We start from the raw sequence: 20,545 nt of genomic DNA on the forward strand, positions 1-20,545 counted from the left end.
TCTCTCAGTGATCGGTTACGCATGCTGCCGAAACTTCCCTTCAATGATGACATTGTCCCCGAGGCGCAAAATCTTTTCTACTTGTAAATTCGGCGCCGCAGCAATTTTCCACCCCAATGCGTCGGTCCATCCGAGACCGCTCCCACCTAGCAACTTCGGGGCCACACAGGCAATACAATAATCGACCGCGCGTGCCCGGATAAAGGCGCCAATCGTGGCCGCGCCACCTTCCATGAGAATTGCACTGACGCCTAAACGGCCCAGAATGTGCAGCAGCGTACGCACCGACGCGGCAACGACCAGCCGGTGCCCGCGGCGCGCCAAGCGTCGCTCGACGGTCGCGTTCGGACGGCTAACGATACAATACGTGCCGCTGCGTGCCGCGCTGAGGAGACGCGCTCGCCATGGAATCGCACCAGCGCCGACCCAAATCATCGGGGTCGGTTGCGAACCGCGATAACGCGGCAGCCGGACTGTCAGACACGGATCATCCAGCAACGCGGTCCGCCGACCGACGACGATCCCATCGACCCGCGCGCGCCATTCGTGGCTGTAGGCCCGCACTGCCGCGTTGGTGATCCACTGCGAATGGCCGTCGGCGTCGGCAATTTTGCCATCCAACGTCATCGCGACTTTGAGGATGACGTACGGGCGACGCGTCCGCACCCAATGGAGATAGATCGGATTCAGCGCTGCGGCCGCTGCCGCCTGGACCGGTCCGACCACTTGCACACCGGCGGCCCGCAACCGCCGCAATCCCAGCCCCGCTACTTTGGGGTTCGGGTCTCGCATCCCGTAGACCACCCGCCGCACCCCGGCCGCCAAGATCGCCTCGACACACGGAGGCGTCCGGCCCACGTGCGCGCATGGCTCCAATGTCACGTACAGATCCGCGCCGCGCGCTCGCGGGCCCGCTTCCCGCAACGCCACCACTTCGGCGTGCGGCCCGCCGGCCCGGGCATGAAAACCTTTGCCGACGACACGACCACCACACACCACCACCGCGCCCACTTGCGGATTGGGGTGCTGGCGACCGTCGGCCAGACGCGCCAGCGCCAACGCTCGCTCCATATATTGTACGTCCCGACTTGACATTTGCTCCGCCGCCCCGAATATATCCGGATATTTTTTCCTCACGCAAGAGGTTCACATATGCCGATGTACGAATATGGCTGTAAACAATGCGGCAAACAGACGGAAGTGCTGCAAAAGATGTCCGATGCGCCGCTCACGACCTGCCCCGATTGCGGAGGCACGTTAGAACGACTGATCAGTCAAACCAGCTTCGTCTTGAAGGGGGGCGGTTGGTACAAAGACGGCTACGGCTCGACGCCCGCAGCCGGGTCAAGTGCGAGCAGTTCCAGTAGCACCAGCGCAAAACCCACCACGAGCGCATCTAGCGAATCCCCCACCACCCACTCCCGCTCCGGCGGCTGTTGCGACGGCGGTGCCTGCAAATCGAAGCCGCCGAAGACGTCGTAGGATAGCTACAACTTCACCGCGCTGATCTTCCCAAGCATATGGATGCAGCTGATGATGCCTTGTTCGAATTGGGCGATCTCGAGGTGTTCGTTGGGGGAATGGAAGTTGTCGTCGGGATAGCCCATGCCGAACAGGAGAATCGCCGCCTTGGCGTAGCGTTTCAAGTTGATCGCGATCGGGATCGAGGCCGGCTGGCGGGCCACGATCGCGGCTTTGCCGGTGGCCTCGCGCAATGCGGCCACACCGGCCTGGACGAACGGGTCGTTGATGGGGGTCATCACCGGATTGGCATTGTTGTGGACCAAGAATTTGTGGAGCGTGATTCCCGGCGAGAGACGGTGACGCAGTTCGGTTTCAAACAGTCGCCCGACGACCTCGCAGTCCTGATTCGCCACTAAGCGGAAACTGACTTTGGCAAAGGCCTCGTTCGGGATGACCGTCTTGGAACCGGCGCCTTGATAGCCTCCGCCGATCCCGTTGATGTCCATCGTGGGACGTCCCCAACTCCGCTCCAACAGCGTGTATTCCGGTTCGCCAACGCCGAGCTGCGCCACGCCGTACTCCCGTTGGATGGCGTCCGGCTGCCACGGCACGCGCGCGATTTCCGCCCGCTCCGCCGCAGTCAAGTCAATGACGGGGTCGTAAAATCCGGGGATCTGGATCTTGCCCTGCGGTGGACACATGGCGCCTAAGACGTTCGCGAGCGCGTTGATCGGGTTCGGCATCAAATTACCGAACGTCCCGGAGTGGACGTCGCGGTTGGCGCCTCGTACGACGACTTCGAAATATGCCAGTCCCTTCATCGCGTGATAGATGGCGGGAGTGTGTTGATCGAACCACGGGGAATCGGCGATCAGGATGGCATCCGACGCCACCTCGCGCTGATATTTTTCCACCGCCTCGATCCCGGCGGAACCTGATTCTTCATCGCCTTCGATGAAAAACTTCACGTTCAGCGGCAACGCACCCGCGCCGCGCAACCACGACTCGACGGCTGTCAAAAACGCGACCAACTGACCTTTGTTGTCCGTAGCACCGCGCGCAAAGACATGGCCGTCGCGAATGGTCGGCTCGAACGGTGGGGAGATCCATTGCGGGAGCGGATCGGGGGGCTGGACATCGTAGTGCCCATAAATCAGGACCGTCGGTTTGCCGGGGGCATGGAGCCAATCGCCGTAGACGATCGGATGGTGCGCCGTTTCGAGGAAGCGGACGTTTTCGATCCCGATGGCACGGAGGCGCGCCGCGGTCCAGTCGGCCGCTTGCCGGCATGGGGCATGGTACGCCGGATCGGCCGAGACACTGGGGAGGCGCAAAAATTCAAACCACGCCGCTTGTGCGGCAGCGAATTGTCCTTGGGCATAGGTCAGTGCGTTGCGCATAGAACACTCCTTTTTGGTGACTGGTGACTCGTGGCTGGTGACTGGGGAGCGGACCACGAGTATCCATTGACCAGCCACGAGTCACCAGCCACCCCTTGTCCTCCGCTCCGCCTCGGTGATCACTTCTAACAGTCGTTCCGGAGAGACGACTTCACCGACTAACCGCAAATCGTCGAATAGCGTCCCATCCGGTGCCGCGAAGATGAGCGTGGGCCAACCGACGACGTGATAGCGCTCAATCAAGCCTTCAACAGTCCGATTCGTAAACGTGGTGTCGATTCGCAACGGGACAATCCGCGTAGCCAGCGCTGCAACGACTCGCGGATCTTGAAAGGTCGTTTGCTCCATGATGACGCACGGGACACAGGTCTTGGAGGTAAATTCAATCAGCAGCGGCCGCCCTGCCGCGCGCGCCGTCGTGAGCGCGACGGTCTCATCGGTGTGCCAGCGCGAGTCCGGCGCCAGCAACGCCCAGGTGTAATACCCGGCCGGCAGCAGCAGTAAGATTCCGAGCGCCGCTTTCACTACGCGCAACGCCCCACCCTTCGGCAATTTGCGCGCGATCGCCCCGTAAAATGTGCCGACGATCATGAAGACCGTTCCGAGACCGAGGCCGTACGTGAAGAGCAGTAGAAATCCTTGCACCGCATCGCGCTGCACGCCTACGTGCGTCACCAGCGCCGCGACCACCGGGCCCGCGCATGGCGTGGCCAACAGGCCGGTGGAAATGCCGGCCAGAAAGGCTCCGCGCGGCCCGACGCCGCCCAACCGCTGCAACCGCGTTTGCAACACGGACGGCAGTTGGAGCGAGAAAACGCCGAACATCGACGCGGACATCGCGAGGAAAAAGAGCACGACGAGGACTAAAAACCACCGTTGTTGAAAGAGGAAGCCGATCGGCTGCCCGGCCAACGCGCCGACCACGCCGATCGTCGCGTACGTGAGCGAAAGGCCGAGCGCCAACGACGCGGCCAGCAACAAATTGCGACGACGCCGTTCCGGATCGATCCCGATAATCAACAGCACCACGGGGAGGATCGGCAGCACGCATGGCGTGAAACTGGTGAGCACACCGCCGAGGAACACGAGCAGATACGTCCAGAGTGCGCCATGGGCGAAGAGGTCTTGCGGTGCGGATTGAGCAGCAACGTGGGTGGGACTCGACGTATGATCGGTGCTCGGAGCCGCGCCAACCGGACCGACTTGCACTGCCCATTCCACGAGCCGCTCTTCACGCCGGAAACAGAGTTTCTCGGAACAGCCTTGGAAGGCCACAGTCGCCGCCAATGTCCGTGGTCCGGGGGCTAGGCCGGCCGGAGCCTCCAATTCGGCGACGATCTCGACATCGTGGTCATAAATTTCCACCGTCTTGCCCAAAAACGGATCTTCCTTCAGTTGCGCGTCGGGATAGCGGATCGCGACGACTTTCAGGCCTTCCAGCGCATCGAAGTTGAGTTCCGTTTCCGCACGATAGAGATAGTGCTTGGTCGGCACTTGAAGCACCACCCGCACCGTGGTTTTTTCCGCCGGCTGCAGCGCGAGCTCCGTAGGTTCGACGATCATCCCAAACGGCGTTGCCGGCAGTTGGGCCTGCACGCCCCCGATCCAGCAAAGGCAAAACACACTCCACAACACTCCCCAACCATAGCGGCACTTTTTCATCGCGCGCTGCATAGCACAATGTCAGCTCGATGCAATCGTGCGACAAAACCGTGCACGTGATTGACACCGTTCCCACACTCTCGTAGATTCCGCCGCCATGATGGACGACGCGGCCGCTCCCACACCGACCAGAACGACGCTCCCGAACTTGCTCACCTATTTTCGCCTCGCGGCGGTGCCGTTTCTCATCTTGGCGTTCGTACAACAGTGGTACTTAGTCGCGCTGATCCTCTTCTGTCTCGCCGGCGGCACCGACTTAATCGACGGCTATATCGCACGGCGCTTCAATCAGCGCTCCAGGCTCGGCGCCATCCTCGACCCGATCGCCGACAAACTCTTAATGGCCGTCTCGTTCATCGGTCTCGCCACCGTTCCCGGAGGCAAGATCATCCCCATTTGGTTTGTCGTGCTGGTCCTGGGGAAAGATCTCTTCATCATCGCCGGCATCGGCTATTTTTTGTGGCGCAAAGTCCCGATCGAATACGGGGCCGTGTTCTGGAGTAAAGTGACGACGCTGTTGTTGTTGGTCATCGGCGGGCTGGCACTCATCGACCTGACGTTTCCCGGCGTGGCGATCATTGGATATCCGGTCTGGGACTTCGTCTTTTGGGGAAGTTTCATTGGCGGCGCGTTGTTGATCATCACCATCCTCGAATACCTGCAACGCGGTCTCGAAATCCTGCAACGACCAAGGTAGTCCTATGATTGCTGTCGATGATTGGGGCACGATTCCCTACCGCCTGGCATGGGAACGCCAAGAGGCACTGCGACAACAACGGCTCGCCGACACGATCGACGACACCTTGATCCTCTGCGAACATCCGCGCGTCTTTACGACCGGCCGCCAAGACTGCAGCGCCGATTGGCGCGCCGATGCAGCAACGATCGCACAAGCGGGGATAGAAGTAGTGCCGAGCAATCGTGGCGGACGCGTCACGTATCATGGGCCCGGCCAATTGGTCGGGTACTGCATTTTCAACCTGCATGCCCGCAAGATCGGCGTGCGTGAGTTCGTTACACAAGTGGAAGAACTCCTCATCCGCACGCTGGCCCATTTCCAGATCCTCGCCGGCCGTGACGCCGCGTATCCCGGCGTCTGGGTCGGGCAGCAAAAAGTCGCCGCGCTGGGGCTGCACATCAGTCATGGCGTCACACTCCACGGCTTCGCGCTGAACTACGCCCCGCAATTGTCGGATTATCAATATATCGTGCCGTGCGGCATCCAACAGCGCGGCGTCACGTCGATCGCGGCGCTTCGCGGCGGCAACGCGCCAACGCGCGCCGACGTGGTCGCGACGCTGTGTCGGATGTTGACGGACGTATTTCCGGAACGAAGTAGCAGTTATTCGGCGGCTTCGAACATCGGGCCGACGTTCACTCCCGTCGCAGGCGGCTGTTCCTCGGGGCGAAGTTCGTCGTAAGGCGGGAGGGTCTCAGCCTCTGCGGCCAAGTCGGGCAATGCGGCCAACTGTTTATTCAAATCGGCCTCGGTGACATGTCCTTGGCGTAAATTGCGATCGACCAACCGTTTGTCGAACACTAATTGAGATTCCAGCTGACTGAGTGCCATCGGTAAGACTCCTTATCTTTCCGTCATCCTGAGCGGAGCGAAGGATCCAGTGAACACCATTGGATTCTTCCCGCCGGAGGCGGGCGCGGCGCCTACGGCTCAGAATGACTGCCACACACCATTACTTCCCACGTGACGTGCTTTTTTCAATCTCCATGATGATTTTGCCGTCCTTGAAGATGCGGACGTCGCCGGAGGATTCGCTGATAACAAAGGCCACGGCCTGCGTCAAGGCCGTGATTCCTGCTGCTGCGAGGTGTCGACTCCCTAAACCGCGCGGCAGTTGGGCAATATCGGCCGCGGTGTTCAAGTACCGTCCGGCCGTGAGCACCGTCCCCTCGCTGCCGATCACGAAGGCCCCATCCAGGCCGGAAAACTCCCGAATCGTCTCCTTCAGTCCGGGACTCAGGATATTGCGTTCTTCTTCATCGTAGCCCTTGAACGGATTGATGATCATCTGTTTGGAGAGTTGCCACACTCGCTCCGCGTCCCCGACGACGAAGGTCGTCCCGACCGGCTTCCCTTCGCGCCCCTTTTCCGCTAATTCCATGCTCAGCATCAACACGGCTTGAAAGACCTCTGGCTGAATCGATTCACTGATTTTCCCTTGGCCACGGAACGTCAGGAGTTCGTTCTCCCGCGTCGGGTCGATGAACTGGATCGCATCGAGCGGTTCTTGATCCGACTGCCCGACAATACAGACGATCGGTCCCTCCGCCGTGATCTGCCCGCGCGACAGCGCCATTAACAGCGCCAATTTCATCTTTGCGAGTCGCGTCAGCGCCAACTTCGGCAACGTGACCATCGCCTTCGCGCGCCCGGCCAACGAAGCCTCTTCGGCCTCGGTGAATTCAAATTTTTTCCGTTTGCTGATCAAAATCAGCGAGAACCCGCGCGGGATCGGCTTCGGATAGACGAGATCGTCCAACGAATCGATGAAGAGCAAGGTCGACTTCGCACCACGGCGCACGGCCATCGTGAACGCCGCTTGCAAGATGACGACATTGTCGGGCTGCATGCCGACCGCTCATAGCGAAGCGCAATGGAAATGTCTACGGACCGTTCGGCACCGCACTATTTTTGCAGCAAGCCGTCGATCATCTTTCGCCAACCGGCCTCGCCTAAGTACAGATTCGATAGGCCAGTGCGCATCCCGACGGCCAACGCCTCGCGACTGGGCTGCCGGATCGACGTGTCCGCTTGTCCCACCCACTGCTCCGCGCCCTTGATGATCGCTCCAAAAACCTGATCCTCACGACGCATCACGATCCAGAGATCAATCGTCCGCATGATTTCGGCCAATGGTTTCGCCTCGGCCGGGAGTTCGGCGAACGGATACGTGTTGCCCGCGTACGTGAACAGATTGAGTTTGGCACTGAATCCGACTTCACCAAGTCGGTCATAGACATCACTCTTGCCGAGCGCCGCGTAATGCGCCCGTGCAATGCGGTCGACAAGGCGTTCCAAGATTTTTCCGTGCAAGTCCTTGATCGCCGTTCCCAATACCGTGGAGGGTCCTGTGGTGGCAAGGGCTTCTGACTTCAGGTCCGCAATCGTGTCCGTCATCGATTCGACAATGAGCGCACGGAGATACAGTGTCGCGTGTGGCGGCAAAGTCATCTCCAAAGCCTTCAACAACGGATGATCCGTTGCGAGATAACGATCGAGCAACTGCTCACAGCTGCTGAGTACGCGTGTTTCCAATCCACGCCGTTGTGCGTCCACCGCCGGCTTTGGGGCCGCGACCGGGACCGGCGTCCGTTCCGGAGTTGCCGGCCTCGCGCGCTTTTCCGCTTCCACGCGCGCGCGGATCTGCTGATCGACCTGCGCCTTTTCCAACGCACGCGCGGCATCCCGCACACCGGCCAATTTTTCTTGCGCCGCAGCGATAGCCTCAGAAAATGAGAAGGCCGCAGCTTCACCGCGCAACTGCGCCGAATGATACAAATGATACGCCAGTCGTAACGCCGTCGGTTCGAGCGAACGCCGCGCCTCAGTTGGCACCCCAGCCGTCAATTGCTCCACTCCCTGTTCAAATGCCCGCGCTGCAACGTAACCGTGCGTGCGGACCAGATCCGCGTCACGCTCCAGATAGCCTTGCCCAAAATCCCGACATGCCATCGTTGTCTCGGGGCTGCCCGCATACCGCTCCCGACAATAGTCGGCAATCTCGCGCGCTGCGATCGTTTGGTGCATCACGCGTTTCTGATCTTTCAACACCGCGTCCAAGCACTGCACGGCCTGCTCCCGTCCTCGCGGGCCTGTTGTCGGCGTACACTTTTCGACCAGTGTCTGCGCATTGCGGACCAGCGCGGGATTGACTTGCAGGACACCGACTTCGGCAGAGCATTCCGCGCCCAGCAACGCATCCGGCTCGGCGCTCCCCTTCTCGATTTCCTGCCGACAACCCGGCGAGAGGAGCACGCGGTACTGCTCGTACAGCGGCAAGACATCGATCCGGAGCACGCGACCATTCCGATCATCACCCATAGCACTGCCTCCTTTATACGTGAGGTATCGACAGCGAATGGGAAAAGGTTGCTAACAAAATTAAAATTTACGCCGTTGGGACCGCATGTTAGAAATGTACGGCTATGTTGCTCATCCCTACCCTCTTTCTGCGTCACCAGCATGTCGTGAATCCGGCGCCTGACGCAAAGTCACCGCTGCCGACCGACCCGCTGGCCCTTGGCCGGCAATGGAAAGCAGCTGGTATCGAAATGCTCCATATCGTCGATCTCGACGCCGGTGTCGTCGGCAGTCCGCTGCCCAACCTCCCGCTGATCACGCGACTCGTCACCGAATGCGGCTTCCATTGCCAAGTGATGGGCGGCATTCGCACCGCGGAAACGGCTAAGCGCTACTTTGACCACGGCGTCGCCCGAATCTTTCTGGAATCGATCGCGTACCAACAGCCCACATTTGCCGAGGATCTGGCTCGGCGCTTTCCCGGACGCATCGGCGTGGAGATTGCGGTGCGGCACGGCAAAGTCGCCATCAAAGGGTGGAGCGTCGCACCGCACAAATCCGCCACGGACTACTTGCAGCAATTCCGCGCCAGCGGCATCGCTGCGGTCCTCTATGCCGATGTCAACGAACACGGCATGCTCGCGGCGGAAAACTTTCAGTCGATCCGTGCGTTCGCGCAACAAGCGCAAATGCCGGTGCTGCATCACACCGACCTCGAGACGACCGAACAGCTGGAGCAACTGATCCATTTGGAAAAATTCGGCGTGATGGGCACAATCCTCGGCAAATCCGTCTACGAAGGCAGATTCGATCTGGAAGCGATCGTCACGCTGACGAAAGAGCAGGAACAGATCGCTGCGGCCGACGAAGACACTGTGATGCCTTCATGACCGCGCGCGGGAGGCGAGCATGAGTGCCAGCCAATGTATTTTTTGTCGCATCAGCGCGGGTGAAATTCCGTGCCGCCAAGTGTATGCGACATCCACTGTGCTCGCCTTTCACGATATCCAACCGCAAGCCCCGACCCACATCCTGCTCATTCCGCGGCTGCACATCGCGACGCTCAATGATTTCCCAATCGAGCAGCGTGGCTTGGCCGCCGACCTCATCGCGGCCACACAGCAGATCGTGCGCGACCTTGGATTGGCCACACGCGGCTATCGCGTAATCATCAACACCAATGCCGATGCCGGCCAGGAAGTCTTCCATCTGCACTGGCATATTTGCGGAGGTCAGCCGTTGGGGAAGATGCTCACAATTAATAGGGCGCAATAGGGAGCACATATGGCACAGGCGTCACCAACTATGGACCTTGCGACATCGCGGACATTGGTTTCGACCAACCCCGCCACGCTGGAACGGCTTGGTGAAGTCCCGATCACGGCGTCCGCAGACGTCCACGCGGCCGTCGCACGCGCGCGCGCGGCGCAACCCACGTGGGCCGCGCTTTCGTTCGCCGCACGGCGAGACTGCTTGCTACGTGCGCGCGAGTATTTGCTTCAACATCTCGACGCGTTCGCCCTGACGATCACACAAGAAAACGGCAAACCGTTGGTCGAGGCCCTAACGGCGGAACTCTACCCCCTCGCCGATCTGCTCTATTATTTTGCGCACCACACGGCCACGTTGCTGCGTGGAGAATCACTCCCGACCGGCCTGATGCGGCTGTTGGGACGCACGTCGCGGCTCACCTATCGCCCCGTCGGCGTGGTCGGCATCATCGCCCCGTGGAATTATCCATTTTCCATCCCCGCCGGCAGCGTGGCAATGGCCCTGATGGCCGGCAACAGCGTCGTGCTGAAACCCTCCTCCGCGACGCCGCTGGTCGGGATGCGGGTCGCCGAGCTGTTCGAGGCCGCGCAATTACCGAGCGATGTCTTCATCCACATCCCCGGCGACGCCACGACGGGACAGACATTGTGCGAAACGCGACTCCACAAACTCATTTTCACTGGCAGCGTGGGTGTCGGGAAAAAAGTCATGGCCGCATGCGCGCAAAACCTCATTCCGTGCGTGTTGGAACTCGGCGGCAAAGACCCGATGATCGTCCGCGCCGATGCCGACCTCGATTTCGCCAGCAGCGGCGCGGTCTGGGGGGCCTTCACCAACGCCGGACAATGCTGCGCCTCCGTCGAGCGCGTCTATGTGCATCAGGCGGTCGCGGAACGCTTTATCGAACTGGTGGTTCGCAAAACGCAGCAACTCCGCCAAGGCATCGGCACCAACGCCGCGGTCGAAATCGGCCCGCTCACCACGGCTGCACAATTGGCCATTGTGGAACGCCAAGTCGAAGAGGCGCGCGCGCGGGGAGCACAGATCCTGACGGGCGGTGAACGGAACGCCGCATTCCCCGGCTATTTCTATCGCCCCACCGTGCTCACTAATGTGGATCACAGTTTTGCCGTGATGCGCGAAGAAACATTCGGCCCGTTGCTTCCGATCATGACCTTCAGTGATGACCGCGAAGCCGTACAGCTCGCCAACGACACCACGTTCGGCCTCACGGCGTCGGTCTGGAGCCGCGATCGCACTGCGGCCGAACGGATGGCCAAGAGAATCCATGCCGGCACGGTGACGATCAACGACTGCCTCTACACACACGCGATCTGTCAAACCCCATGGGGCGGCAGCGGCGAGAGCGGATTTGGGCGAACGCACGGCAAAGTCGGTCTGATGGAATTGGTCGAACCCCACCACATCCACGTCAACACGTCCGCGCCGCGCAAAGACCTCTGGTGGTATCCGTATGGACAGCGTGTCTACGACCTGTTTCGGGTGATGGCGCGCACCGCGACCGGCGGATGGTGGCAGCGCCTGCGAAGTCTCCCGACGCTGCTGCAAAGTCTCAAATTGCCGAAATCATAATCCGTGAAACAGCAGCCACGTCAGCACGCCGATGACCACAACCGTGGTCACCAAGGACACGACGGTAAACCATCGTCTGGCACCGAGACGTTCTTCACGATCCCACTTCCACCACGGGACGAAACGACTCGGCAACTCATCGCCCACTGCTTCCTCGTCGCTGAGCAGCCCGCGCCAGCGACCAGCCGCGCCACCGACACGCGCACGCTCCGACTCGCGCGCTTCTGCAGCACGCGCTTCGGCCGTCGGCACTCCTTGTCCCAGCGGCAGGCCTAAACGCTGCGCCACTGCTTCCTCCGTCTTGAGCGAGGTAAAAATCCCCGCGCTGTCGCGGGTCGCAAAAATTTCTGCCTCCGCTCGCGCATGACCGATCGCAAAATATTCCAACAACTCCTGCTGCACACCGGCCGCAATCACTTGCCGCGGCAGCGAGGCACCCGGCTGCAATCCGCGCACAAACCCCATCACGTGGGCAAGTTCCACATCGAAACGCGCAAATTTCTCGATCTGTCCGGTCTGGAGCGCCAAATCCCCAATCATCACCCCTTTCCCTTCGGAACCACTTTTTCCGACTAAACCGCGAAACACCATCGCGTCGCTTGCCACCGACTCCATTGAAACTTGCTTCTTTTCCGTCCGCGGCAGGAATTGTCGGAAGAAGGTCTTCCATTGCGCCGCCGTCTTTTGCAAAAATGTCGGGGGCTGATCTGGCGCCTCTTTGACGAGCTTCGCGCCCTGTTCGAATCGCTCCACAATCTTCGCTTCAAACTTGGACAACTCACGCCCCCCACTCGGCGACTCTGCGCCCCCCGGCTGCGGGAGCTCCGATACCGTTCCCACATCCCGCGTTTTCAGCTCACCGCCCGAGCTCGCCGGCCCAGTCGCCGAATGCGCGCTTCCGCCCGCTTCCGGCGCGGCTTGCTGGGCCGACTCCGCACGCCCCGAACGTCCCTCGCCGCGCGTCGGCGCACGCGCTGCATCAGCGGGAGCTTCCGCCTGCCCGCGGTCACTGCCGCGACGCGCCCGCTCTCCGCGCCGATCCTGGACTGTCCGCCCACTCCCAGGGAGACGAAACGTGTGTTGGGTGGCTTGTTCCAGCTTGCTCGCGATGGCCCGAATGAATCGCTCCAGCAGACCGCTGTGGCGAAATTGATCACGACGCGCCGGCTCACGCCCAGTGGGCATCTCCCGTTGCACCGGCGCCCGCGTCCGCTCTTCCACACGCGGCCCTGCGTCCGCCGGCTCCCGTCCTTCCCGTCGCTCAATCGGCCCGATCCGGTCGTCTCGTCCCATGCCAGACCATCATAGCGATTCACCCGTCGATTCGGAAGCAGGAATATGCTAGGCTCTCTCCATCCAGGGGGGGATACATGGCCATGACACTCAAAGAACTGCTCGAGAAGGCCCTCGCGGTCAACGCGTCCGACCTCCACGTCGGCGCCGGCTCCCCACCCCAAATCCGCGTCGACGGCAACCTCAAGACCCTCGAAGGATATCCGGCCCTCACTGCCGAAGACACGCTGCGCCTCTGCTGTGAACCGATCAGTGCGGAACAACGGGAAAAAATTAAGACCGCGCGCGAACTCGATTTTTCGTTCGGGATCGGGGAACGCTGCCGGATCCGCGCCAACATTTTTTGGCAACAGGCCAGCATGGCCGGGGCCTTCCGCCAAATCCCCTTCCGCATCCCCACGATCGAAGAGTTAGGGCTCCCGGACATCCTGATCCACTTGACCGAACGTACGCGCGGACTCGTGCTCGTCACCGGACCGACCGGCAGCGGAAAATCCACAACGTTGGCCGCGTTACTCGATCGGATCAACGAACAACGACACGACCATATCATCACGATCGAAGATCCGATCGAATATCTCTACGTGCAAAAAAATTGCGTGATCGCGCAACGGGAAGTCGGCAGCGACACCGACAGCTTCTCGCTCGCGCTCAAATACGCATTGCGCCAGGATCCGGACGTCATTCTGGTCGGAGAAATGCGCGATCTGGAAACGATCCAGAACGCCGTCACCGCAGCCGAGACGGGGCACTTAGTCTTCGCAACCCTGCACACCAATACGGCCGTCCAATCGATCGACCGCATCATCGACGTCTTTCCGCCGCATCAACAACCCCAAGTCCGCACCCAGCTTTCGTTCATCCTCGAGGCCGTCGTCACGCAGCAACTGATGCCGCGCAACGGCGGCGGACGCGTGCTGGCGCAAGAGATCATGGTGCCGAATGCTGCTATTCGGAATTTGATTCGGGAAAATAAGACGCACCAGATCTACGCCTCGATGCAAGTCGGCCAAGACAAATCAGGGATGCTCACGATGAACCAAGCGTTGGCGAATCTCGTCAGCCACCAAGTGATCCCGTTCGAAGAAGGCGTCCGCCGGAGCACCGATCGCGACGAGTTCATGCACTTGATGGAAAAATTCCGCACGATGGGACCCGCCGCACTCGGACGCGCTGTGCAGCCAGGCGGTGCAGCGGCAGCAGATGACCGGATGAAGACCCTCGGCCGCCAGCCTGCCCAAAAGGGGTAAACTCCGTTATCGCGTCCGCATCAGTACGGCCCGCAACGAGTCCTCACTATTGCCCTGAATCGTCACGCTGGACGGCGGTGTAGCAAGATCATAGTACGCGCCGGCTGAAGCAGAAATGCTCACATTGCCGATCGACCCGACCTCCAACGCACCCACCCCAGACAACAACGTACCGCGCCCATCTTCGGTTTCACAGATGAGACAGACCCCTTGGTAATGATTCGTCGTGCTGTTGAAATTCCGCCCTTCGTAGACATAGCGGCTATCGGTGGTCACGTCCGCGTCTGTCACCGCAATGGCCACGCCCCAGCGGAAAATAAATTCGTCCCATTCATCGAAACTCCCACTCGACCCTGCAAAAGCCGATTCCACATTCATCACCCCACTCTGTGGCGTCTGTAATAACGTGCGCAAGAAACCGTTCCCATCCGCTGCCTGCTCGTACAAGAAGCGGAGGAAGAGATATCCGGCCCCCCGCTCCGCCAAATCAGGAGAACTTGTCGGAATCAACCCCGCCGAATACGTCTCCGCCAAGAAGAGTTCTATGCGCGACGGATTCTCTTGTCCGTAGCCGACGACATCTTCAATCAAATGCGACATCGCCTCGTTCAACCACGTTGTCTCGGCCGTGCCGTCATTTTCTAACACGTGATAATAGTAACTGAGCAGATGCTGCACCTCGTGCGGAATCACGGCGGAGAGGAGATTAGATAATGCAAAATCGGTCGGAATCGGCGTTCCGTAAGTCCCGGCTTCATCCGGTACCAGTGCAAACACGATCTCTTGTTCATTGCTGGCCGGATTGCTCCCCGTTTGCGGCAGTAGATCGCCGGCAAAGAAAAATCCGGTCACGATCCCACCCCCACTCCCACCAAGTTGATTGACGGCCTTCGTGAGCAGAACCGTAATGACGCCATCCCCATTCATATCCGGCGGATCACCGAGGATCGAGAATTCGGTGGTCAGCGAACTCTCGTATTGGGAGCAGAGTGCGAGCAATTGCTCACTCGTCAGAGCGGACGGCACCTCGTCATCCAGATAGACTGCCACATGTTGGTTGACGCATTTCACCGTGGCATTCACCGTGCGATAGGCCGAAGTCGAGTAGAGCGAGGCGAGCACGCGAAAGCTTTCCGACTGTCCGACTTGGACGGTTTTTACGATCGACTTGGCGAGCGACACAGCGCCGCGCTCCGCCGTCTCACTCGGCAACTCTCGTTCCGCGTCGCGCAGAAAGGCGTCGAATCGTTCTTGGATATCGACCGCGCCATCGATGCCGGCCGACTTTGCGGTCGACGGCGGAGTCAACCCCGCGTCGGCGACACTGGCCGTCAGACTGCCTCCGTTCGTCAACGTCGATTGAATCAGTAACAGATACTCCGCCCCGGAGGCCCCACTCGACAGATCGAGCGTGGTCGCTGCGGCGGAGAGCTCAACCGCATAGAGATCGCCGGGATTCATCGCGGAGATACTGCTGGCAATGCTCGTTGCCCCGGCGGCTTCGTTCCCCTCCGTCACGGCGCTACGGCTGGTTGAACTGGTCGTCCCCGACGGACTCCCACAACCCGCGACCAAGAACAATGCGACATACAAGGGTATCCCCCACCGTACCCCTGTACGTCGACATCGGACCTCGCTATGTAGGTTGCTGACCTCCACCCTAAGTCGGATAATCAGCAAAGGCCGTGCCGACCATCACTTCTGCGACGCACAGCTGAAAATAGTGTTATATATTATTTATTTGTACGATTATTCCGCTGGGCAACACTAATGCGCGTCGGAGAACAATTCAGGTTATCCGACACCCGATTAGCGTGTCGGCAAGCATATATGCTGTTTTATTACTGATAGTTACGCAGGAATTTCGAAATGAGCCATTCAAGTATTATTCGACCCAGATTAAATCCAGATGCATTGAGCCACCCAACTTTAAAACCATTCGATGGGGACAGGTACCGTCAAATGCCCATATTATGGGCATTTGACGGTACCTGTCCCCATCGGAGAGAGATAGGTTACGGCGCCTGGCTATTTAGTTCGGATCAGGACCGCCCCGAATTCTCCGCTGCCACCTGCCCAGAGCGTCACGCGCTGCTGTGCGCCGGTCACGACGTAGTACTGCACGGCCGCGGGCGCGAGCTGGGCCGTGGAATGGCCGGTATAGAGCAGCGGTTGCACGCCGGCGAGCTCCGTCCCACGAAAATCTTCCGCCGCACAAATCGTGCAAACGCCGCTGAACAGGCCCTGCTCCGCATCCCACGCCCGTTCCGCATATTGATACCGCGCATCCTTCGTCAAGCCGGTGTCATTCAGCGCCAACGTCGCACTCCAGCGCATCATGAACTCCGCAAATTGGTCAAACCCATCATTCGTAGACCCAACGGCCGCCTCGAGGTTCGCCACCCCCGATTCACTGCCATGCAGCAATTCCCAGACAAACTCCTGTCGATTGCCGACTTGCTCGTAGAGATAGCGGAGAAAGAGAAAAATACCGCCACGGGCGACCAAACCCGGCGAGGTCGGCGTCACAATCGGATTGCCGGCAGTCCGCTCCAAATAAAGGGCATAGCGCGACGGATTTTCCATCCCCATCCCCAATAGGTCTTCTGCCAAATGCGAGAGCCCTTCGTTCAGCCACGATTCTTCCGGCGCCCCTTCACCCGCTAAGACGTGTTGGTTGTAATTGATCGCGTGTTGCAGTTCATGCACGAGGACCGCCGGAATCAGGTTCTGCAGCGCCAAATCACGGCCGATTGGGACGCCATAGTCACCATCCGGGTCCGGCACGAGGAGATAAATGATCTCCTGTTCGTTACTGACGGGATTCCGCTCTGCCCGCGCCAACAAATCATTCGCGAAGAAAAAACCGGTGATAATGCCGCCGCCCGAGGCCCCGAGCCGATTCACTTGCGGGGTCAGAAAGACCGAGACCTTGCCGTCGTCGTTGATGTCCGACGGCGCACCGAACAGCCCGACTTCTTTCTCGAGCTGCCGGTCGAAGCGCCGACAGAGGGTTTCGATATCGGCATCGGTTAACGCAGCACTGCGACGGCTCACTGCGGTATCGACAAAAAAGACGACGTTGTCGCCGACACAACGGACCTCCCCGGTCGGCTCTGCATATTGCGAGACGGAATTCAGATTGCTGATCACGCGGAATGCGCGTTCATCGCCAACGACATAGTCGCTGCGAGTACCGGCCGCCTTGCTGAGCAGGGCTGGGCTATCATCCAACGGCTCGCGTTCCATCGCCGTCTCCCAGAGACGCAGCTGGGCATCGAACACTCCTTGGAGATCCCAGTCTTCAACTTCCGCAGCCACATCGGGGATGCTCGCGTTGAGATCGGCCGCGGTCCCCTTTGCTGCCACCGGAATGGCCGACTCATTCCCGACCAATTGCACTTGGGCCGCGGCGCCTCGCACCCCGAGATTCATCACGGCCAGCGCATATTCGGCATCATCGCTAGCACCGCTCAAATCGATCGCGGCAGAGGCCCCGCCTTTGAAGGTCAGTTGGTACAGATCCCCTGGCTGCATCGCGGCGGGGTTCGCCACCGTATTGGTCACCGTCGCCGGTTCGCCATTCCCGACCGAAATTCCAGCCCGGGCTCCACTCTCCGAGGTGCCACCACATCCCGTCAGCAGAAAAAACAACCCCATTACACTACTTACTGACAATACAATGGGTTTTTTTCCGTGTGGCATTTACCCCCCTTTTGGAGAGGAGTAAAAGCAATGCCTGTGCCACAGAGGGTTTTTTATGACCCTATTTTATTTGACCTTATTTATTGAGATACTAGAGGGACAATTAGGCATTTATTGCGGTAGAGAAAATAGAGAACACGACCCCATTAATTATTAAAATGCATCATAATGATAAAATTAAGTTAACTTATTAATTTTAAAAAGACATTATTCTGACGATGACGCGGTGCGCAGTCAATTTGGCGGAACATCGGATAATAATCAGCGAGGACCCGTTTCGCGGGCGTAGACTTCGATGATGCGGTTCAGTCCGGCACTCTCGAAAATGGCGGAACGGAATTCGCTGAGGTCGAGGCGGTCGGGAAAAATGAGATCAATCGCTTGTGTGGTCCCGATCTCGACCAGCAGCGGGTATTCGATCAATTGACGTAAGCGCGCCGGCAACTTGGCCCAGACATCGGGATCGCTCTCGCGCAGATTCATCACAGCCCGACGCCGATTGCCGCGGCGATCGACCACCGACCAGCGATCTTGTCGCGGATCGAGCGGGATGATGCTGAGCGAATTGTTGCGGATGGCGACTTGCAAAAATCGATAGCCGGGGATGATCCGATCCGTGGATGGGTCGTAACTGACGTCGAACGCCAACCCAAGCGCCGGAATTTGCGTGCCGGCCGCCACGACAATCGTCCCCTCCTTGGCCGTCGGCGCCTGCGCTTGCTGCGCCGCACATCCGGCAAAGAACACGCACATCATCACTGCGCACCACCGATATTGGTCAAGCCTCAACGTCACCATGCCAACACTCCACATTTGCACTCACTCCCCAACTTACGCACTCAAGCACTTACGCACTTAAGCACTAAACTCCGCTCCCCGCAATCACTCCGCCGACGCCTCGCGCCCAACGAGATGACACGCTGCCCACTGGGCCGACCGTTTCGCCTCGAGCAACGGCACTTGTTCCGCACAGCGCGGCAGTTCACGCAGCGGGCAGCGCGGATGAAACGGACAACCGGTTGGGATACGAAGTGGAGACGGCACGTCGCCACTCAACGGTTGCACCGCCGCCCGCTGCGTCGGATCGGGGCGCGGGACTGCGGCCATCAGGGACCGCGTGTACGGATGTGCCGCAGCGGACAGGGTCGCGGCCGGCAGGAGTTCGACGATCTTCCCTAAATACATCACGGCGACGCGATGGCACAGATGCGAGACGACGCGTAAGTCATGCGAGATCAGCAAGATCGTCAGTCCCAGACGGGATTGTAAATCGTGCAACAAATTGACGATCTCGCCTTGCACCGAGACGTCGAGGGCCGAGACCGGTTCATCGGCGACCAACAATTTCGGTTGCAGCGCTAACGCCCGTGCGATCCCGATCCGCTGCCGCTGACCGCCACTGAACTCGTGCGGATAGCGTCCGACGGTTTCGCTCGACAAGCCGACTAGCTCTAATAGTTCCGCAACGCGTTCCCGTCGTTTCCGAGGCGTTCCGAGCCGATGGATTTGCAACGGTTCGGCGAGCAGATCTCCCACCACCATCCGCGGATTCAGGCTGGAAAACGGGTCTTGAAAGATCATTTGGAATTCGCGACGCAGCGCCTGAAGTTCCTTGGTACGGACCTCCGCCAAATTGCGGCCGGCGAAGTGGATTCGACCACGATCCGGCGTCAAGAGACGGACGACGAGTTTCGCCAGCGTCGATTTGCCGCAGCCGCTCTCGCCGACAATGCCGAGCGTCTCACCGGCTGCGACGTGGAGCGAAATTCCATCGACCGCGCGCACCCATTCGTGCGCGCGACCGAAGACTCCGTGGCGCACCGGAAAATATTTGGCAACGTCATGAATCTCGAGCAAGTCCATAGTCACTTTCACTGTTTTTCGCCCACGACTGGATTGAAACAACGAACGGCATGGCGATCACCACACATTTCCAATGGAGGCGCCACTTCCCGACATTGCGATTGCACTCGTGGGCAACGGTCTTGAAAGGCACAGCCGATCGGTAATTGCGCTAAATCGGGAACACGTCCGGGAATCGTCGTCAAACGTTCGACGTTGTGCCCTTCACTTAACTGCGGCACGGCATGTAATAGGCCGACCGTGTACGGATGCCGGGGACGCGCGAACAGCTCGCGCACGCCTGCGGACTCGACGATCTTACCGGCGTACATCACGGCCACACGATCCGAGACTTGCGCAACAATGCCGAGATCGTGCGTAATCAGCACCAATCCCATCCCAAACCGCTGCTGCAATGACTGTAACAGACTTAAGATTTGCGCCTGCACCGTCACATCGAGCGCTGTGGTTGGCTCGTCGGCAATCAGCAGCTTCGGACGTCCGGCCAGCGCCATCGCGATCATCACGCGTTGACGCATCCCACCGCTCAATTCGTGAGGGTACGCAGCGGCGCGCAATCGCGGTTCCGGGATGCCAACCAGTTGCAGCAACTCCATCACGCGAGCCTGCACTGCATCGCCGGAGGTCCGCTCATGTGTTTGGATTGCCTCTGCGATTTGGGAGCCGGCACGCATCACGGGATTCAACGCCGTCATCGGTTCTTGGAAAATCATCGCGAGATCGCGACCCCGCACCGCGCGCAGCTCCGTGCCGGAGAGCTTGAGTAAATCGGTGCGGGCGCCCGCGACGGTCAGCCAGACGGAACCGCCGATAATCTTGGCTGGTGGTTCCGGAATCAATCGCAACAGCGAAAGCGCCGTCATGCTCTTGCCGCATCCCGACTCCCCAACCAATGCGAGCGTCTCACCCGCATCGACCGTGAACGAGACGTCATCGACGGCCTTCACCACGCGGCCTTGCATCGAGAGATACGTACGGAGTTGTTCGACTTCCAACAGTGCCAT

The 20,545-nt window shown here is 59.8% G+C and carries 19 protein-coding genes; 7 read left to right on the forward strand and 12 right to left on the reverse strand.

The features are described from left to right. Nucleotides 1–15: 15 nt before the first annotated feature. A complete protein-coding gene (gene ribD / locus HY696_02880; protein ID MBI4237350.1) occupies nucleotides 16–1,071 on the reverse strand; it encodes a bifunctional diaminohydroxyphosphoribosylaminopyrimidine deaminase/5-amino-6-(5-phosphoribosylamino)uracil reductase RibD in 1,056 nt (351 codons plus the stop codon). Nucleotides 1,072–1,152: 81 nt separating this feature from the next. Here ribD and HY696_02885 point away from each other — a divergent pair, with 81 nt between their 5' ends. Then, complete coding sequence (locus HY696_02885; protein ID MBI4237351.1) at nucleotides 1,153–1,482, forward strand: zinc ribbon domain-containing protein; 330 nt, start codon at nucleotides 1,153–1,155, stop codon at nucleotides 1,480–1,482. A gap of 5 nt (nucleotides 1,483–1,487) precedes the next feature. On the opposite strand, the gene HY696_02890 is transcribed toward HY696_02885, so the two are convergent. Both HY696_02890 and HY696_02895 read right to left on the reverse strand, forming a co-directional pair. Further along, nucleotides 1,488–2,864, reverse strand: a complete 1,377-nt coding sequence (locus HY696_02890) for a dipeptidase (protein MBI4237352.1) — start codon at nucleotides 2,862–2,864, stop codon at nucleotides 1,488–1,490. 81 nt (nucleotides 2,865–2,945) lie between these two features. Then, entirely contained in the window at nucleotides 2,946–4,526 is a 1,581-nt protein-coding gene (locus HY696_02895) for a thioredoxin family protein (protein ID MBI4237353.1), read from the reverse strand. Nucleotides 4,527–4,623: 97 nt separating this feature from the next. Here HY696_02895 and HY696_02900 point away from each other — a divergent pair, with 97 nt between their 5' ends. Both HY696_02900 and lipB read left to right on the forward strand, forming a co-directional pair. Then, nucleotides 4,624–5,223 (forward strand): CDP-alcohol phosphatidyltransferase family protein, encoded by a 600-nt coding sequence (locus HY696_02900; GenBank protein ID MBI4237354.1) that lies wholly within the window; start codon nucleotides 4,624–4,626, stop codon nucleotides 5,221–5,223. 4 nt (nucleotides 5,224–5,227) lie between these two features. After that, on the forward strand, nucleotides 5,228–5,947 hold the full coding sequence (gene lipB, locus HY696_02905; protein MBI4237355.1) for a lipoyl(octanoyl) transferase LipB: 720 nt from the start codon (nucleotides 5,228–5,230) through the stop codon (nucleotides 5,945–5,947). Here lipB and HY696_02910 read toward each other — a convergent pair. From HY696_02910 to HY696_02920, 3 genes are all read right to left on the reverse strand, one after another. Then, on the reverse strand, nucleotides 5,869–6,096 hold the full coding sequence (locus HY696_02910) for a hypothetical protein (protein ID MBI4237356.1): 228 nt from the start codon (nucleotides 6,094–6,096) through the stop codon (nucleotides 5,869–5,871). The genes lipB and HY696_02910 overlap by 79 nt on opposite strands. Nucleotides 6,097–6,217: 121 nt before the next feature. After that, the gene (locus HY696_02915; GenBank protein MBI4237357.1) at nucleotides 6,218–7,114 is read right to left on the reverse strand and encodes a DNA integrity scanning protein DisA nucleotide-binding domain protein; all 897 of its coding nucleotides are present in this window, start codon (nucleotides 7,112–7,114) and stop codon (nucleotides 6,218–6,220) included. 56 nt (nucleotides 7,115–7,170) lie between these two features. After that, nucleotides 7,171–8,586, reverse strand: a complete 1,416-nt coding sequence (locus HY696_02920; GenBank protein MBI4237358.1) for a hypothetical protein — start codon at nucleotides 8,584–8,586, stop codon at nucleotides 7,171–7,173. Nucleotides 8,587–8,690: 104 nt separating this feature from the next. On the opposite strand from HY696_02920, the gene HY696_02925 reads away from it, so the two are divergent. Genes HY696_02925 through HY696_02935 form a run of 3 tightly spaced genes read left to right on the forward strand, consistent with a single transcriptional unit; the run spans nucleotide 8,691 to nucleotide 11,430 of the window. Further along, nucleotides 8,691–9,455: a hypothetical protein gene (locus tag HY696_02925; protein MBI4237359.1), complete on the forward strand. Its 765-nt coding sequence runs from the start codon at nucleotides 8,691–8,693 to the stop codon at nucleotides 9,453–9,455. Between the two features lie 19 nt (nucleotides 9,456–9,474). Next, nucleotides 9,475–9,840: a histidine triad nucleotide-binding protein gene (locus HY696_02930; protein MBI4237360.1), complete on the forward strand. Its 366-nt coding sequence runs from the start codon at nucleotides 9,475–9,477 to the stop codon at nucleotides 9,838–9,840. Nucleotides 9,841–9,849: 9 nt separating this feature from the next. Continuing rightward, complete coding sequence (locus HY696_02935) at nucleotides 9,850–11,430, forward strand: aldehyde dehydrogenase family protein (protein MBI4237361.1); 1,581 nt, start codon at nucleotides 9,850–9,852, stop codon at nucleotides 11,428–11,430. Here the strand turns inward: HY696_02935 and HY696_02940 are convergent. After that, complete coding sequence (locus tag HY696_02940) at nucleotides 11,425–12,723, reverse strand: hypothetical protein (GenBank protein MBI4237362.1); 1,299 nt, start codon at nucleotides 12,721–12,723, stop codon at nucleotides 11,425–11,427. The two genes, HY696_02935 and HY696_02940, sit on opposite strands and share 6 nt — an antisense overlap. An 83-nt stretch (nucleotides 12,724–12,806) precedes the next feature. On the opposite strand from HY696_02940, the gene HY696_02945 reads away from it, so the two are divergent. Beyond that, nucleotides 12,807–13,973: a type IV pilus twitching motility protein PilT gene (locus tag HY696_02945; protein ID MBI4237363.1), complete on the forward strand. Its 1,167-nt coding sequence runs from the start codon at nucleotides 12,807–12,809 to the stop codon at nucleotides 13,971–13,973. Nucleotides 13,974–13,979: 6 nt separating this feature from the next. Here HY696_02945 and HY696_02950 read toward each other — a convergent pair whose 3' ends face one another. From HY696_02950 to HY696_02970, 5 genes are all read right to left on the reverse strand, one after another. Next, nucleotides 13,980–15,566: a hypothetical protein gene (locus HY696_02950; protein ID MBI4237364.1), complete on the reverse strand. Its 1,587-nt coding sequence runs from the start codon at nucleotides 15,564–15,566 to the stop codon at nucleotides 13,980–13,982. 435 nt (nucleotides 15,567–16,001) lie between these two features. Continuing rightward, complete coding sequence (locus tag HY696_02955; protein MBI4237365.1) at nucleotides 16,002–17,633, reverse strand: hypothetical protein; 1,632 nt, start codon at nucleotides 17,631–17,633, stop codon at nucleotides 16,002–16,004. 306 nt (nucleotides 17,634–17,939) lie between these two features. Beyond that, a complete protein-coding gene (locus tag HY696_02960; GenBank protein MBI4237366.1) occupies nucleotides 17,940–18,476 on the reverse strand; it encodes a hypothetical protein in 537 nt (178 codons plus the stop codon). A gap of 84 nt (nucleotides 18,477–18,560) precedes the next feature. Continuing rightward, nucleotides 18,561–19,541, reverse strand: coding sequence for an ABC transporter ATP-binding protein (locus HY696_02965; protein MBI4237367.1), 981 nt, complete (start codon nucleotides 19,539–19,541; stop codon nucleotides 18,561–18,563). Nucleotides 19,542–19,549: 8 nt separating this feature from the next. Continuing rightward, nucleotides 19,550–20,545 carry an ABC transporter ATP-binding protein gene (locus tag HY696_02970; GenBank protein ID MBI4237368.1) on the reverse strand — a complete coding sequence of 332 codons (996 nt, stop codon included), beginning with the start codon at nucleotides 20,543–20,545 and terminating at the stop codon, nucleotides 19,550–19,552.

The sequence above is a fragment of the Deltaproteobacteria bacterium genome (assembly GCA_016210045.1).
In the GTDB taxonomy this organism is placed as follows: Bacteria; UBA10199; UBA10199.